The 15,941-nt window shown below is 72.5% G+C and carries 11 protein-coding genes; 3 read left to right on the top strand and 8 right to left on the bottom strand.

The window, feature by feature from the left end; all coding sequences use genetic code 11:
* Positions 1–7 precede the first annotated feature (7 nt).
* Positions 8–3,346: an AfsR/SARP family transcriptional regulator gene (locus ACP4E5_RS09095; RefSeq protein WP_425826770.1), complete on the bottom strand. Its 3,339-nt coding sequence runs from the start codon at positions 3,344–3,346 to the stop codon at positions 8–10.
* A 137-nt stretch (positions 3,347–3,483) separates the two neighbouring features.
* Between ACP4E5_RS09095 and ACP4E5_RS09090 the strand changes: the two genes are divergently transcribed.
* Both ACP4E5_RS09090 and ACP4E5_RS09085 read left to right on the top strand, forming a co-directional pair.
* Positions 3,484–4,041, top strand: coding sequence for a hypothetical protein (locus ACP4E5_RS09090; protein WP_425826768.1), 558 nt, complete (start codon positions 3,484–3,486; stop codon positions 4,039–4,041).
* Between the two features lie 87 nt (positions 4,042–4,128).
* Positions 4,129–5,172 carry an aldo/keto reductase gene (locus ACP4E5_RS09085; protein WP_425826766.1) on the top strand — a complete coding sequence of 348 codons (1,044 nt, stop codon included), beginning with the start codon at positions 4,129–4,131 and terminating at the stop codon, positions 5,170–5,172.
* Between the two features lie 42 nt (positions 5,173–5,214).
* On the opposite strand, the gene ACP4E5_RS09080 is transcribed toward ACP4E5_RS09085, so the two are convergent.
* The 6 genes from ACP4E5_RS09080 to ACP4E5_RS09055 form a co-directional block, all read right to left on the bottom strand.
* Entirely contained in the window at positions 5,215–5,919 is a 705-nt protein-coding gene (locus tag ACP4E5_RS09080) for a restriction endonuclease (RefSeq protein WP_425826764.1), read from the bottom strand.
* Complete coding sequence (locus tag ACP4E5_RS09075; RefSeq protein ID WP_425826762.1) at positions 5,916–6,221, bottom strand: hypothetical protein; 306 nt, start codon at positions 6,219–6,221, stop codon at positions 5,916–5,918. Before ACP4E5_RS09075 ends, ACP4E5_RS09080 begins: the two co-directional genes overlap by 4 nt.
* A 120-nt stretch (positions 6,222–6,341) precedes the next feature.
* A complete protein-coding gene (atzF, locus tag ACP4E5_RS09070; RefSeq protein ID WP_425826760.1) occupies positions 6,342–8,060 on the bottom strand; it encodes an allophanate hydrolase in 1,719 nt (572 codons plus the stop codon).
* Complete coding sequence (gene uca, locus ACP4E5_RS09065; RefSeq protein WP_425826758.1) at positions 8,057–11,644, bottom strand: urea carboxylase; 3,588 nt, start codon at positions 11,642–11,644, stop codon at positions 8,057–8,059. Before uca ends, atzF begins: the two co-directional genes overlap by 4 nt.
* Positions 11,645–11,708: 64 nt before the next feature.
* Positions 11,709–12,389 (bottom strand): urea amidolyase associated protein UAAP2, encoded by a 681-nt coding sequence (locus ACP4E5_RS09060; RefSeq protein ID WP_425841149.1) that lies wholly within the window; start codon positions 12,387–12,389, stop codon positions 11,709–11,711.
* A 2-nt stretch (positions 12,390–12,391) separates the two neighbouring features.
* Positions 12,392–13,234 (bottom strand): urea amidolyase associated protein UAAP1, encoded by an 843-nt coding sequence (locus ACP4E5_RS09055; protein WP_425826756.1) that lies wholly within the window; start codon positions 13,232–13,234, stop codon positions 12,392–12,394.
* A gap of 203 nt (positions 13,235–13,437) precedes the next feature.
* Here ACP4E5_RS09055 and ACP4E5_RS09050 point away from each other — a divergent pair, with 203 nt between their 5' ends.
* Entirely contained in the window at positions 13,438–14,124 is a 687-nt protein-coding gene (locus ACP4E5_RS09050) for a TetR/AcrR family transcriptional regulator (RefSeq protein WP_425826754.1), read from the top strand.
* Positions 14,125–14,179: 55 nt separating this feature from the next.
* Here ACP4E5_RS09050 and ACP4E5_RS09045 read toward each other — a convergent pair whose 3' ends face one another.
* A complete protein-coding gene (locus ACP4E5_RS09045) occupies positions 14,180–15,760 on the bottom strand; it encodes an amino acid permease (RefSeq protein ID WP_425826752.1) in 1,581 nt (526 codons plus the stop codon).
* Between the last annotated feature and the right edge of the window lie 181 nt (positions 15,761–15,941).

The raw sequence follows: 15,941 nt of genomic DNA, 5'->3' as shown, positions 1-15,941 counted from the left end.
CTCCAGGTCACCCGAGCAGATCCCCGTACACCGCCTCCGGCACCCCCACCTCCGTATACGTCAACGTCGCCTGTTCCCGGAGGTGTTCGGCGGTCGTGCTGTCGCTCGTCCGGAGGGCGTGGGCGAGGGCCGTGAGGGCGCGGGCCTCGCCGAGGCGGTGGCCGGTCGCGCGGTGGGTGGTCAGGGCGGTCTCCGCGAGGGAGGTGGCCTCGGGGTGGGCCGAGTCCGCCCGTGCCGCTGCGCTCAGAACGGTCAGGGCCTGGCCCTCCACCACGCGGAAGCCGTACGTGCGGGACAGGCGCAGGGCCTCCTCGGCGGGGCGGGTGGCCTCGTGGTGGTGGCCGGCGTCGTGGTGGGTGAGGGCGAGCGCCATGAGGCTGTCCGCTTCGGCCCGGCGGAAGTGTGCTTTGCGGGCGAGGGCGTGGGACTCCGTGGCGGCGCGGAGGGCGGCGTCGAAGCGGGACCGGGCGCGGTGGGCGGACGCGACCGTGGTGAGGATGCCGGACTGGATCCAGCGGCGCGCCGGACCCCGGAACGTGGCCAGGGCCCGCTCCGTCAGCGCCAACGCCTCGTCGTGATCGCCGAGTTCGACGTGGATCTTCGCGGCGGCGTCGAGGATCATCGCGTGCCCGATGCGGTAGCCGTCGTTGGCGCCCGCGGTGACCTTGGGGTCGAGGACGGTCAGGCCGTCGGTGAGGCGGCCGAGTTCCCAGTAGACCGGGCCCAGGACCTGAAGGGCCAGGCTGTCGGACCACCAGGTGACATCTCTGTTGCGGCGCAGCACCCGTTCGAGGTGGGCGGCGGCCTCGGGCAGCCGGCCCAGATCGCGGGCGGTCATCCCGAGGCCGAGCAGCGCGAACGCCCCGAGATAGTGGTTCTTGCCCTTCTCCGTGATGGCCAGTCCCGCGCTCAGGCCCTCGTGCGCACGGTCCAGGTGGGCCGTGCTCCAATCGACGTAGCCCTTGACGCCGACGGCCATGGCCTGCACCTCGGGCCAGTCGAGTTCGCCGCTGATCGCCCGCACCCGCGTGCAGTGCTCCACCGCCTTGTCGGGGCGGCCGTGGTCCCATTGGAGGATGCCGAGGATGCCATGCAGGAGCGCCTGGCCGTGCAGATCCTCCTCGGCCTCCGCCGCGTCCAGTGCCGTCTGCGTGAGCGCCTGCCAGGTCGCTCGCGGCACATGGAGCCAGAAGTAGCCGAGCAGCGAGGACACCAGGTGGGTGGCGATGGGGTGCGGACCGTGCCGGCCCGCATGGTGGATCAACGCGAGCAGATTGGCCCGCTCCTCCTCCAGCCATCGCCCGGCCTCGGCGGTCGACGGCAGGGACGGCGAGCCGGCCGATGGCCCGCCGGTGGTCAGGGCGGCGGGCAGCGTCGGGTAGAACCACGTACCCGCGGTGGCGCGCGTGGCGTGCACGTACCAGAGCAGCACGCGATCGAGCGCCGCGGCACGCTCCTCGGCGCTCTCCTCCGCCCACGTGCACTCGCGCGCGTACTCGCGCAGCAGGTCGTGGAAGCCGTAACGCCCCGTCGTCGCCGGGTCGATGAGGTGGGCGGCGGCCAGCGTCCTGAGCAGGCGCCGTGCACGCGATGTCGGTACGTCGAGCAGTGCGGCCGCGACGGAGGCCGTGAACTCCGCCCCGGGGAACAGGCCGAGCAGCCGGAACAGCCGCCGCGCGTCGGCCTCAAGCACCCCGTAGGAGACCGAAAACGCTCTGCGCAGAGGTGAGTTGGAGTTTCCGTCCAGTTCCAGCGCTTCGAGCCGGGTGCCGTCGGACATCTCCTCCACGAGTTCGGTGAGGCCGAGACCGGGGTCGCCCGAGAGTCGCGCGGCGGCCACCCGCAGTGCCAGCGGAAGGCCGCCGCACAGGCCGATCAGACGGTCCGCCGCCTCCGGTTCCCCGGCGATCCGGTCCGCGCCGAGCGTCGCGCAGAGCAGCGCGCGGGCCTCGTGCGGAGCCAGGAAGTCCAGTGGCAGCGCCTGCGCCCCGTCGAGCGCCACCAGGTCGCCGAGCCGGTTGCGGCTGGTGACGACGACACAGCAGGACGGGCCGCCTGGCAGCAGCGGACGCACCTGCTCGGCGGACGCGGCGTTGTCGAGCAGGACGAGCACGCGCCGATCGGCGACCAGCGTCCGGAACGCGCGTGCCTGCGCCTCTACGCTCGCCGGGACCTGCGCCGCCTCGAGACCCAGGCTCCGCAGGAGCAGCTCCAGGGCTTCGCCGGGCTCCAGCGGCGGCTGTTCGAGGTCGAACCCGTGCAGGTTCACGTACAGCTGACCGTCCGGGAAACGGTCGCGGACCTGGTGGGCCCAGTGCACGGCGAGCGCGGTCTTGCCGATGCCGGCGGCGCCGCCGATGGCGGAGATCACCACGGTGTGCGCCGACCCGGGGGAGTGACCTCCCTCTTCGGGCAACACCGCGTGCAGGCAGGCGAGTTCGTCCACCCGCCCAGTGAACTGATAGGCGATGCGGGGAAGTTCGGCGGGCGCTACGAAGCCGATGCGGGCGGGAGGAGGGTGCGCTCCGGTGGCCGGTCCGCCGAGTGCGGCGGCGTCCTGGCGCAGCACCGCCTCGTGCGTGCGGCGCAGCTCCTCCCCGGGATCGACGCCGAGGTCGTCCCGCAGCCGGGCCCGCGCCTCCTCGTACGCGGACAGTGCCTCGACCTGACGTCCGCAGCCGTACAACGCCCGCATGCGCAGGGCGAGCAGGGGCTCGTCGTAGGGATCGGTCACGGGCAGGGCCGCGAGCTCGTCGAGGGCCTGCGCGCAGCGGCCGAGGAGGATCAGGCAGTCGAGCCGTTCGAGGCGGGTCGTGTGTCCGCGTTGCAGGAGTCGTTGTCGTTCGGATGCGGCGAACGGTCCGGGCAGCCCTGCCAGCGGCTCGCCGTCGAACAGGTCGAGCGCGTCGGCCAGTTGGCCGGCAGCGGTGGCCGTGTCGCCGGTCTTCCGAGTGTGTCGGGCGCCGTCGACCAGCTCGGCGAGGTCCGTCACATCGAGGCTGGCCGCCTCCGCGGTGAACCGGTATCCGCCCCGCTCCCCGCGGATCACCGACCGGTCGGGCCCGACGCCCGCCGCGTCGAGCGAACGGCGCAACTCGTAGACGTAACTGGGCAGTACGCGGTGTCCCGACCCGGGCGGCCTGTCGCCCCACACCGCGTCGAGCACCTGGTCGCGGCCGACCAGCCGCCCCGGATGCAGCGCGAGAGCGGCGAGCACCGCCTGCCGCCGGACCGGCCCGAGGTCCAGCGGCACACCGTCACGCCATGCCCGCAGCGGCCCGAGCAGCGAGAGGCGCAGACGGTGCGGCCCTGCCTGCCCCTGTCGCCGCCCTGAATCCGTGCCCACTGTGAATCCCCCGCTCCCAGCACGTACTTCATCTGAATTTCATCGGTATTGGAGCGTCTTCCGTGACGCTGTGCAAGTGCGGCGGCCGGTGCAGGGGAGCGGCCGCCGCAGCACCGACTCGCGGAGGGAACGCGCACGTGACAGTTGTCGACCGCCCACTCACCACGCTGCTCAGGCAGCGAGGCCTCTTCCTCACCCAGGAACGCAGCGACGCCGCCGAGATCATGTACGTGTGCGTACGCGACGGCCTTCCCGGCGGCTACCCGATCGGCTACGCGCTGCCCTCGCGCAACGGAACGTGGTTCGCCTACGCACGGGCGCGCCCCGGCCGGATCTTCGCCTGCGACCAGGTCGCCTCGGGCTTGTTCAGCGTCGAGTCGGCGGTGCGGACGGTCCTGGACCACGCCCACTTCGGGGACGTACTCCAGGCCCTGGAACGTGCCGCCGGCGCCACCGCCACGTACACCGCCGACCTGCCCCGCGGCCACGTCGCCCGGATCGCCGAACTCGCCGGACCGGACGGGCTCACCTGCCTCGGCGGGGGCCGGATCCGGCTCGCCGCCACGACCGTCGCGTACCTGCGGGGCCTGCCGCGGAGACTGGACTGCCATGTGGACGACGAGAACCGGATCCGGGTGGCGGGGGAGACGTATCCGCTGACGCGGGAACGCCGCCCTGGACCGTCGCGAAGTTGAGCGGTCCGAGTCGGTCGGCAGGCGGTCGGGTTTGTGGTCCGCGGGGGCTTGCCTTCGCGTGCACTTCAACGCCTAGCGTTCGCGGGCATGGAGACGACCAACGGGAAGAACGGGACGACGCCCACCACGACACACCCACCGCACACACGCGTCCTGGGACGCAGCGGGATCGAGGTCAGTGCGCTCGGCTTCGGCTGCTGGGCGATCGGCGGGCCCTGGCAGGGACTCGGCGGGGAGCCGCTCGGCTGGGGCGAGGTCGACGACGAGGAGTCCGTGCGGGCCGTGCGTCGCGCGCTGGAACTCGGCGTGACCTTCTTCGACACGGCCGACGCGTACGGGGCCGGGCACAGCGAGCGCGTACTGGGGCGGGCACTCGGCAAGCGGCGGGCGGACGTCGTGGTGGCCACCAAGTGGGGCAACCTCTTCGACGAGCAGAGCCGGGTCCGCACGGGCGGCGACGACTCGCCCGCGTACGTACGGCGCGCGCTGACCGCGTCGCTCGGTCGGCTCGGCACGGACTACGTGGACCTGTACCAGTTGCATCTGTCGGACGCTGATCCCGAGCGGGCCGGGCTGCTGCGCGACGCCTGCGAGGATCTTGTACGGGAAGGCCTCATCCGTGCGTACGCGTGGAGCACCGATGACCCGGAACGTGCGGCCGTCTTCGCCGCGGGCCCCCACTGTGCGGCCGTTCAGCACCGCTGCAACGTCCTCCAGGACGCGCCAGAAATGCTGGCCCTGTGCGAGGAGTTCGGCCTCGCGAGCATCAATCGCAGCCCGCTCGCGATGGGCTTGCTGACGGGGAAGTTCGCGCCGGGCAACACGCTCGCCGGCACGGACATCCGCAGCGCGCCGCCTGCCTGGCTGCCCGGGTTCGCGGTGGGTGGCGGCGTCGATCCGGAGTGGTTGGCGCGGGTGGAGGCGGTCCGGTCCGTCCTGACGAGCAGCGGCCGTTCCCTCGCGCAGGGGGCGCTGGCCTGGTTGTGGGCGCGGAGCCCGCGCACGGTGCCGATCCCTGGCTTCAGGACGGTCGCGCAGGCGGAGGAGAACGCCGGGGCGCTGGAGTTCGGGCCGCTGTCGGCGGGTGAACTTGCCGAGATCGATGGTGTGCTGAGGGGTGAGGCTGAGTGAGAGGTGAGCCGGCCGAGCGGGACGTCCGGCCGCCCCTTGCCGTCAGCCCAGTGGTGTGGAGCGGCGCGGCGGAGGGATCTTCGGGAGCAGGTCCCACAACGGCCGTGATCCGGCCGCCCAGGCCGCCAATAACGAACGGTCCGCCAGGTGCATGTGAAGTTGCCGGGCCAGCGGAGCGCAGTGGGTGGAGAAGCGGCCGTTCGTGACGACCAGGACCACGTCCGCGCCGTACAGCTGACGCGCCGTCCCGTTGACCCGTTGCAGATCCGGCGTGCCGACGGCCGAGCCTCGTACGCCGCTCCGGCGGTGCTTGCACTGGATCACCCACTTGCGGCCCAGCGGGTCGGTGGCGAGGACGTCCGCCGCGTTGTCCCCGGCGCCGCCGATCTGCTCGGCGTCCGTGCAGCCGTCCCTGCGCATCAGGTCCCGTATCGCGTACTCGAAGTCGCGGTGGTGCAGCCCGTCCAGCTGGGGCAGCCCGTAGCGAAGCCCTTGCTGCCGGGTCCGTTCCCACAGGGCTCGTTGGTGGCGGCGGTACAGCAGGCCCGCGCCCGCGAGCGCGACCATCACGGCGAGCACGATCAGCAGCCACCAGTGAGCCAGCAGCCAGTTGACGGCCGCGACGACGAGCGTCACCGCCACGGCGGCAGCCGCGAGTAACACCGCGAACCGCGCCTGCCGCTGCTGCTGAGCCTTGGTGTTGCGCGGCCTCCGCCGCGGTCGCCGCGCCGGCCGGCGCCGCGTCATCGTCCACCGCCATGAGACGAGAACCGGATCGGGTACGAGACCGTCGGCTCCGGCTTCCTTGGCTCTTCCCACCCGGGGAAGTGCACCGGGTAGACGGCCGTCGGCTTCGGCCGCGGCTGCTGTCCCGCCCCCGAGCCCGACCGTAGCGCCGTGTCTGCGCTGCCCATGCCGCCGCCGGCGCCCACCACGACCACGGCGACGCCGACGAGTATCGCCGTCTCCCGGCGCGCGCCCTTCGCCCACCGCGAGTGTCCGCGGACCTGTGTCCCGTCCTTGCGTGCGTACGGCCCGGCCCACGGCATTGCGGCCTCCCCCTGATGCAGCTCCCCGCCGAACTTCCATACTGGCAGCCGCCACTGACAAGGCTGATAAGGCTGACAAGAGATCAGGGAACAACTCGGCGAGCGGGGCCCCTCCGGCCGTCAGTCGTCTCCGGTCAGAGTGGTCAGGTACGCGCGCCAGCTCCCGTGCGACGTGATCTCCCGGGCGCCGTCGAGCGCTTCGGGTTCGCACAGGAAGCCGGTCACGTGGGTTCCGTCCGCTAGTTCTACGTTGCCGAGGGCCATCGGGCGGGGCAGAGCCGCGAGGAACGCGCCGAGGCCCTCGGCGGGCAGTTGCCACACCTCGGCCTCGATCGCGCTGACGCCCTCGCCGGTGCGGACCAGGCCCGGCTTGGGCGGCGCCGTGTTCAGCGCGTAGAGGCGGTACGTGGGCGCGGTCGTGGTCGTACGTACCAACCGGCCGCCCAGAGCAAGGAGTTGGCCGTTCAGTGGTTGTCCGGACAGGTGCGCGCCGACCACCGCCAGGCGGAGGGGTGGGGCGGTGAGGAGCGCGGCGATGCGGGCGAGGCGTTCGTCCGTGAACGCCGGGCCGATCAGCATGACGCCGAACGGCAGCCCGTTCACCTCGCCTGCCGGGACGGCGACCGCCGCCAGGTCGAACAGGTTCGTCGAGTTGGTGAAGCGGCCGAGCCGGGCGTTGGCGCCAATCGGGTCGGCGTCGACCTCGGCGAGGGTCGGGTGCCCCGGTGTCGTCGGTAGGAGCAACGCGTCCGCGTCGCCCAGCGAGGCCAGGGCGCGGGCGCGCAGCGAGGCCAGCTTCTCCTGGTCGGCGTAGAGGCGGTGGGCCGGGATGTCCCGGGCTCGGGAGATGATCCCGGCGACGGTCGGGTCGAGGTCCGTCGGCCCGGGGCCCTGTCTCGGCCCCGACCCCGCCCCCGGCCCCAACTCCGAACCCGCCCCCGCCCGCCCATCAATGAACGCGCCAACCGCCGCATACCGCTCCGCCACGAACGCGCCCTCGTAGAGCATCGCCGCCGCCTGCGTGAACGGTGTCAGGTCGATGGGTACCAGTTCCGCGCCCGCGGCGGCGAGGCGCAGCGTCGCCGATTCGAATGCCTCCGCCCAGCCCTTGTCCAGTTCGCCGAGCTGGTCGAGGTCGGGGACGGCGATCCGCCAGGGACCCGGTCGGCGCTGTGCCAGTGCCGGGAGTTCGCGGGTCGGCGGCGTCGTCATGAAGGACAGTGCTTGCTCGGCCTCCGGCAGCGTGCGGGCGAAGACCGTGACGCAGTCGAGCGACGCGCAGGCCGGCACGACGCCGTCGGTCGGGACGACACCGATGGTGGGCTTCAGGCCGACGATGCCGTTGAAGGCCGCCGGGACCCGGCCGGAGCCCGCCGTGTCCGTGCCGAGCGCGAAGTCGGCGATGCCGAGCGCGACCGAGACCGCCGAGCCGGCGGAGGAGCCGCCCGACACATACTCCGGGTCGACGGCGTTGCGCACCGCGCCGTAGGGGCTGCGCGTGCCGACCAGGCCGGTCGCGAACTGGTCGAGATTCGTCGTGCCGAGGACGACGGCGCCTGCCGCCTTCAGGCGTGCCACCGCGGGGGCGTCGGCCTCCGGCTCGTACGCGTACGAGGGGCAGCCCGCCGTGGTCGGCAGTCCGGCCACGTCGATGTTGCCCTTGACCGCGAACACCCGCCCGGCCAGCGGGAGTTGCTCACCCTGCGCGACCCTCGCGTCGACCGCGGCGGCGTCCGCCTCCGTCTCGGCCTGCGGGCGCAGGTCGATCCACACCTCGGGCCTGTCCACCTGCGCGACGCGCGCGTACGCGGCCCGCACCCGCTCCCTTGCGGTGATCATGCCGCCACCTCCGCGGTCTCGAGGGGAGCGAGGACGACGAGCGCGGCGCCCGCCTCGACCTGGCTGCCCGGCTTCGTCAGGACCTCCGCGACGATGCCGTCGGCGGGGGCAGGGACGCGGGACTCCATCTTCATCGCCTCCAGGGCGACCAACTGTTGGCCGGCCGAAACGCGATCGCCGGGCTCGACGTTGACCTGCCAGACGGAGGCGGTGAACTCGGCCTCGACCAGGTGGCCGCCCTCGGGGACCTCGATGTCGGTGGCCGGCGCGGCGACCTCGGCGGCCGCCTCGGCGCGGGTGAACTCGCCCGCCGCCTCCCAGGCGTCGCGCTCGGCGCCGAACGCGACGCCCTGCCGAGACCGGAACTCGGCGATCGACTCGGCGTTCGCGGCAAGGAAGTCCTGGTATTCGGCGAGCGAGAAGGTGCCCTCCTCGGTCTTCGGTACGAAGCGGCCGGAGGCGATGTCCGCGCGCAGCTCCAGGAGTTCGTCCGCGCCGACCGGGTACCACTTGATCCGGTCGAAGAAGCGCAGCAGCCAGGGCTTGCCCGCTTCGAAGGCGCCACGCTGCTGCCAGCCCGACCACACCTGAGTTGTGCGGCCGACGAACTGGTAGCCGCCCGGGCCCTCCATGCCGTAGATACACAGGTACGCGCCGCCGATCCCGACGGAGTTCTCCGCGGTCCAGGTGCGGGCCGGGTTGTACTTCGTCGTGACGAGGCGGTGTCGCGGGTCCAGTGGCGTGGCGACAGGCGCGCCCAGGTACACGTCCCCGAGGCCGAGCACCAGGTACTCGGCGTCGAAGACGGTGCGGTACACCTCGTCGACCGTGTCCAGGCCGTTGACGCGGCGGATGAACTCGATGTTCCACGGACACCAGGGCGCGTCGTCGCGCACGCCCGCCATGTAGCGGGCGATGGCCTCGCGGGTCGCCGGGTCGTCCCAGGACAGCGGAAGGTGCACGGTCCGGCTGGGGACCACCAGGTCGTCGGTGGCGGGGAGTTGCTCCTCCACGCGCAGCGCGATCGCGAGGAGCTCGTCCTGCGGCAGCACGTCGGGGTCCGTCTGGACCTGGAGCGAGCGGATGCCTGGCGTCAGGTCGACGATGCCGTCCAACTCCCGTGCCGCCAGGGCCTCCGCGAGCGCGTGGACCCGTATGCGCAGCGCAAGGTCGAGCTGCATCGGCCCGTACTCGACGAGGAGGTTGTCGTCGCCGCTGCGCCGGTAGGTGACCGACGGGCGGGTCCCGGTCTCGTCGAGGTGGGCGAGGATGCCGCCGTCGACGATGGCCTCGCGGTCGGCGTGCGGGGCCGCGGCCGGGTTCCGCCGCAGCTCGCCCGCCGCTTGTGCCGTCACCGGGACGAAGCGGACCGTGTCGCCGGGCCGGAACTGGCCGAGTTTCCAGCGCTGTCCGGTGACGACGGTGGCCGGGCAGACGAAGCCGCCGAGGGAGGGGCCGTCGGGGCCGAGGAGGACGGGCATGTCGCCGGTGTAGTCGACGGCGCCGACGGAGTACGGAGTGTCGTGGATGTTGGAGGGGTGCAGGCCCGCCTCGCCGCCGTCCGTGCGTGCCCAGCGCGGCTTGGGGCCGATCAGGCGGACCCCGGTGCGCGCCGAGTTGAAGTGCACCTTCCAGTCCGCCGCGTAGAACTCGCGGATGTCCTCCTCGGTGAAGAACTCCGGGGCAGCGTGGGGGCCTTCGACCGCGCCGACCTGCCACGCGCCGTCGAAGACCGGGCGCCGTTCGCGGGGTACGACGGAGGTCTCCGGTCGCTGCTCGCCACCGTGCAGGACGTCTCCGGCGCGCAGGGCGCGGCCGCCGTGGCCGCCGAACCGGCCGAGCGTGAACGTGGCCGCGCTGCCCAGGAATTGGGGCACGTCCAGGCCGCCCGCGAACAACACGTAGGTGCGCAGCCCCAGTTCGTCGGGCGCCGCGACGGCGAGGGTCTGGCCGGCCTCGACGGTGACCGGTTCCCACTGCGCCACGGCGGTGCCGTCGACCGTCACGCGCGCGGGGGCGCCGGTGACGCAGACCGTCGTCGGGTGGGTGAACTTCAGGGAGGGGCCCTGCAGGGTGCACTCCAGGCCGGGCGCGCCCTCGTCGTTGCCGAGCGCGGTGTTGCCGAGCCGGAAGGACAGGTCGTCCATCGGCCCGCACGGCGGGACGCCGACCTGCCAGTGGCCGGTGCGTCCGGGCCAGTCCTGCACGGTGGTCAGGGTGCCCGGCGCGACGACCTCGACGCGTGGCGTCGGATCGCCGATCGTGGCGAGCGACGCGGTGGAGTGTTCCGCGGCGCGCACGCGTTGGTCCTGGAGCGCGGCGCGGACCAGGCCGAGGTTGGTCTCGATGCCGTCGACGCGCGTCGCGGCGAGCGCCGCGTCCAGCCTGTCGAGCGCCTCGGCGCGGTCGGCGCCGTACGCGACGACCTTCGCGAGCATCGGATCGTACGAGGTGGTGACCTCGGTTCCGGTCTCCACCCAGGTGTCCACGCGGACGCCCTCGGGGAAGGCGACACGGGTCAACAGGCCTGCGCTCGGGCGGTGTTCGCGGGTGGGGTCCTCGGCGTAGAGACGCGCCTCGACGGCGTGCCCCTTGGGTGACGGGGGATCGGTGACGACCGCCGTGTCGCCCTGCGCGAGGCGCAGCATCCACTCCACGAGGTCGACGCCGTAGATCTCCTCGGTGACCGGGTGCTCCACCTGGAGACGGGTGTTGACCTCCAGGAAGTAGGCCTCCTCGCGGGCCGTGTCGTACACGAACTCGACGGTGCCCGCGGACCGGTAGTCCAGCGACGCACACAAGTCCCGCGCAGAGATGGCGAGTTGGCGGCGGACGTGGTCCGGCAGGGCGGGGGCCGGGGCCTCCTCAAGGACCTTCTGGTTGCGGCGCTGAAGCGAGCAGTCGCGGTCGCCGAAGGTGACGACCCGGCCCTCGCCATCGCCGAAGACCTGCACCTCGACGTGGCGGGCCCGCTCCACGAGGCGTTCCAGGAAGACGCCCGCGGAGGAGAAGGAGGCGGCGGCCACGCGCTGCACCCGCTCCCACGCGTCGGCAAGGTCGGCGGCGTCGTGGCAGGCCTGCATGCCGATGCCGCCACCGCCGCCGGTCGCCTTGAGCATCACCGGGAAGCCGATCTCCTCGGCCGCGGCGAGGGCGGCGTCCACATCGGGCAGCAGCCCGGTGCCGGGGGCGAGTGGCACACCCGCCTGCTGTGCGGCGGCGCGTGCGGTGTGCTTGGCGCCGAACAGCTCCAGCTGCTCGGGGGTGGGACCGACGAAGACGAGGCCGGCGGCGGCGCAGCGGCGCGCGAAGTCGGCGTCCTCGGACAGGAAGCCGTAACCGGGGTGGATGGCGCCGGCGCCGGTGTCCTTGGCGGCCTTGAGGACCAGGTCGACGTCGAGGTAGCTCTCCTTGGCGGGCGCGGGGCCGAGCCGGACGGCCTCGTCGGCAAGCCGGACGTGCTCGGCGCCGCGGTCCGCGTCCGAGTAGACCGCGACGGTACGCAGGCCGAGCGCGCGGGCGGTGCGGATGATGCGCGCCGCGATCTCGCCGCGGTTGGCGATCAGCAGGGTGTCGAACGTCATGTGGTCAGGCGCCATGTGCTCAGGCGCCATGTGGTCAGCCGTCACGTGCTCAGACGTCATGTGTTCAGCCCTCGTCGCTCTCGTCCTCGTACGGTTCGGTGATCGTCAGCCGCAGGGCGGTCGGGTCGAAGCCGTTGCAAGGGTTGTTGATCTGCGGGCAGTTGGACAGCAGCGCGATGACGTCGGTCTCGGCGCGCAGCACGACCTTCAGGCCCGGGGCCGAGATGCCGTCGACGATGCCGAGGGTGCCGTCCTCCTCGACCGGCACGTTCATGTACCAGTTGATGTTGGAGACCAGGTCGCGCTTGCCGAGGCCGTGCCGGCTGCCCTCGGCGAGGAAGTTGTCCACGCAGCCGTGCTGCGACCACGTGTGGTGGCCGTAGCGCAGGGTGTTGGACTCCTTGGAGCAGGCGCCGCCGACGGTGTCGTGCCGCCCGCAGGTGTCCTCGACGACGCTCATCAGCGGGGTGTGCTCGTTGGACATCAGGACCGAGCCGGTGGTCAGGAAGATGCCGTCCTGCGCCTGGATGGTGTCGGGGGCGCTGTAGCGCACGGAGGTGTCGTGCGCGTCGTAGACGAGGAAGTCCGCGGCCTGATTGCCGTGCAGGTCGGTGACCGTCAGCAGCTGTCCCTTGCGGACGACGGCGGACCAGGCGGCCCGGGCGGGCACGGTCTCGTCACGGACGACGCGCCCCGCGGCATCAACGGCGGCATCAACGGCGGTGGCGGTGGCGGCGGTGCTCATGCTCATGCGATCCCCCGGGCGGTGAGGTGGTCGGCGGTGTTGAGGAAGGCGCGGCGGCCCTCGGGCGTCGAGTCCCACAACGCGTCGCCGGGGGCCGTCGGCCGCGCCCGGTACGCGAGGACCTCGAGGTTTCCGCAGGTGTACGTGGGCCGCGGGTCCAGCGGGTGCGGGACGTTGGCGATCAGCACGGTCACCGGTTGCTCGGCGCGCAGCGTGACGGACTTGCCCGCGCCCGCGGAGCCGGTGAACTCGGTGACGCCGTCGTCGGCGATGCGTACGCCCTGGAAGAAGGAGACGGACGGCGGGAGATCGCGCGGCGCCAGGCCGTTCTTGAGGGCGGCGAGCTTGAACAGCTCGCGCCCGGCGGGGGAATCGGACTGCGGGGTCCCGTCCCCGTACCGCTCGGTGTTGCGTACGAGAGTGGAGGTGCCGGCGAGGGCGTCGTGCCGGCCGGAGGTGTCCTCGACGAGAGAGGCGAGGACCCGGCCCTGGTCGGACAGGAGCAGGTGCCCCTCGCCGAGGTACGCGTTCCAGAGCACCTTGACCGTGTCGGCCACGTTCAGCCGCTCCCAGGGGCGGTCGGCGCTGAACAGCAGGACGTGCGCGCACGCGTCGCCGGTGAGGTCGGTCAGCCGCAGCTCGGTGCCGCGGGCGAGGACCTTGTGGGTGTAGTTGCCGCCCGCCACGGTCTCGGCCCACACGAGTGCCTCGTCGGCGACACCTTCGGGCGGCGTCGGCCAACTGCTCGCGGGGAGTACGGGCATGGTGTCGGCCCGCGTGCCCTCCTGGGCGCGGGCGTGGTCGCGGGCGCCGTGTGCCGATGCCGTTCCTGACGCTGCCGTCACTGTTCAACCTCCGGCTGGGCCTGAATATCTGTCGGAGCAACTGTCGGAGTACCTAAGTACGTGTCGTGATTTCTGTCGCATGACAGAAATTAGGTCGGGGCGAAGTCGACGCCATTGCCCGTGCGTTGCGGGGCAGTTACCGGAAGCTCACTCGGGGAGCCGGGGCCCGTCGGCGCGGACCGGCCCTGTGCGAAGATCGCGGTGTGAGCCCGCCAACCAGCAGAAGAGTCGGCCGCCCGCGCGCCCAGGAGCGTCCCGCCAGCGGCCTCGAGCCGCGCGAAGAGGTCCTCGCCGCCGCGGCCGAGCTGTTCACCACGCGCGGCTACACCGCCACCCCCACGCGGGCGGTCGCCGAGCGGGCAGGCCTGCGCCAGGCGTCCCTCTACCACTACTTCGACGGCAAGGAAGCGATCCTCGCGGCGCTGCTGGAAGGCACCGTCCGCCCCTCGCTGAAGGTGGCGCACGAGCTGGTGCCGCGCAGCGAAGTGCCCCCGGAGGCCCGGCTGTGGGCCCTGTGCCACTCCGACGTGACGCTGCTGTGCGGCGGCCCGCACAACCTCGGGGCGCTCTACCTCCTGCCCGAGGTGCAGACGGAACGCTTCACCGTCTTCCACCAGGTCAGGTCCGAACTCAAGGCGGCCTACGGGGAGTTGCTCGCCGCCGCCGAACCGGGCTCGGCGCTCGGGGCGGAGGAACTGGCGCTCCGCGCCGACCTCGTCTTCGGCCTCACCGAGAGCGTGATCCTCATCCGCCGCGCCGCCCCCGGCCGCGACCCGCGTGCGCTGGCGGAAGCGACGGCCGACGCGGCGCTGCGGGTCGCGGGCGTGCCGCAGCGCTCCCTGACACGCCTGCGCCGCGAGGGCCGAAAGCTCCTCGCGGCACAGGGGTGAGTGACGGCTCCTGGCGGTACGGCGATGACGACGTGCCCAGAACGCGCGTATCCGCTCAGATCCGTACGGCCTCGGACTCGACCGGGGCGGTGGCCTGGCCGTTCCTCTTCGTCGCCGGGGCGACCCTCCTGAAGCAGCGGTACGCCGCACCGACGGCGACCACGGCGCCGACGAACAGGACCGTGAACCACTGGAAGTACCAGTGGCCGCCCTCCGGGTCGTACACCCCGGCGCGCGGCCACGCGAGGTTGACCGTCATGAACAACCCGTAGCAGACGGCGAGCGCGTTGACGGGCAGCCCCCACCGGCCGAGCGAGAACAGCGGCCGGCCCAGTTCGTCGCGGTCGCCGCCGTCGGTCGGCCGCCACTGGCCCCGCAGCCGCCGGACCAGCATCGGCACGGTCACCCCCGCGTACGCGAGGTACAGCATCGCGATGCACGTGGTGCCGATGGCCAGGAACGCCTCCGGGGAAGCGAGGTTGAGCAGCGTGAGCGCGGCGGCCAGGGCGCCGACCACCAGGGCCGGGACGAACGGCATGCCCGTGCGCGGCGAGACCTTCGCAAGGCGTGCGGAGAACGGCAGCACGCCGTCGCGCGCCATGGAGAACAGCATCCGGGTGCCCGCGGTCTGGATGGCGAGCGTGGCCACGGCGACCGCCACCGCCACGTCCGCGAGGAGCGCTTTGCCGACACCGTCGCCGAGGCTGCTGGTGAGGACGTAGCTCAGTCCCTCGCTCGCGAGGCGCCCGTCGGACAGGCTCGGCGCGGCGAGCACACCTCCGAGTACCAGCAGGCCGCCGAGGACACCCGCCGCCGTGAGCGCGCCGAGGATGGTGCGCGGAGCGGTACGGCGCGCGTCGCGGGTCTCCTCGCTCATCTCGCCCGCGCTGTCGAAGCCGATGAGGACGTACGCCGCGGTGAACGAACCCACCAGCAGCGCGCTGATCGCACCTCCCCGGCCGCCCGTGTGCAGCGTGACGCCGGCGCCGCGCTCGACGTGGGTGAACAGCAGCACGACGATGAGGATCGCGCCGATGATCTCGGCGGTGACACCGACCCGGTTGACGGCCGACATGACACGGTTGTCGAGCACGTTCACGACCGTGGTCAGCGCCAATAGGACGACGGCCAGCAGGGCGGCGTTGGCCGCCCCGGTCGTCGTGGTGGGCGCGGGATCGCCGCCGACGAACTGGAAGCCGGACCAGATCGCGGGCAGGACCACCTGGAGCGCGAGCGCCGCGGCGGCGACCACGACCACCTGACCGATCACCATGATCCAGCCCGTGAACCAGCCGAGAACGGGGCCGCTCAGCCGCGTCGACCACTGGTAGATCGCGCCGGAGATCGGGTAGCGGGCGGCGAGTTCGGCGAAGCAGGCGGCGACGAGCAACTGGCCGAGGAACACGGCGGGCCAGGCCCAGAAGAACAGCGCCCCGCCGAACGAGTAGCCGAGCGCGAAGAACTGGAAGACCGTGGTCAGCACGGAGATGAACGAGAACCCGGCGGCGAAGGACGCGTACCGCCCCATCTGCCGCCGCAGCTCCTGCGTGTAACCGAACTCGGCGAGCGAGCCGTCGTCGTCGAGGGCGCCGGGAGGCGGAGCTGCCGATGGTTCGGGATCGGTGGTCACGGTCATGGCGGTCCCCTGTCACGGAGGCGTGTACCGACGGAGTTCCTGTCGTCCGACAGAAATTAGGGACGACTCGTTTCCGCCGCGTATCGCAGCCGTGTCCCGACCGTTAGTGACTGCTCTCCGGGGTGACACGATCGACAGGCCCTGGGCCTCGGGGGCCCGCATGCGGCGCGCCGATCGCAGG

This window comes from Streptomyces fractus, from assembly GCF_049844455.1.
In the GTDB taxonomy this organism is placed as follows: domain Bacteria; phylum Actinomycetota; class Actinomycetes; order Streptomycetales; family Streptomycetaceae; genus Streptomyces; species Streptomyces fractus.
This window is presented reverse-complemented; position numbering and strand designations above follow the sequence as displayed.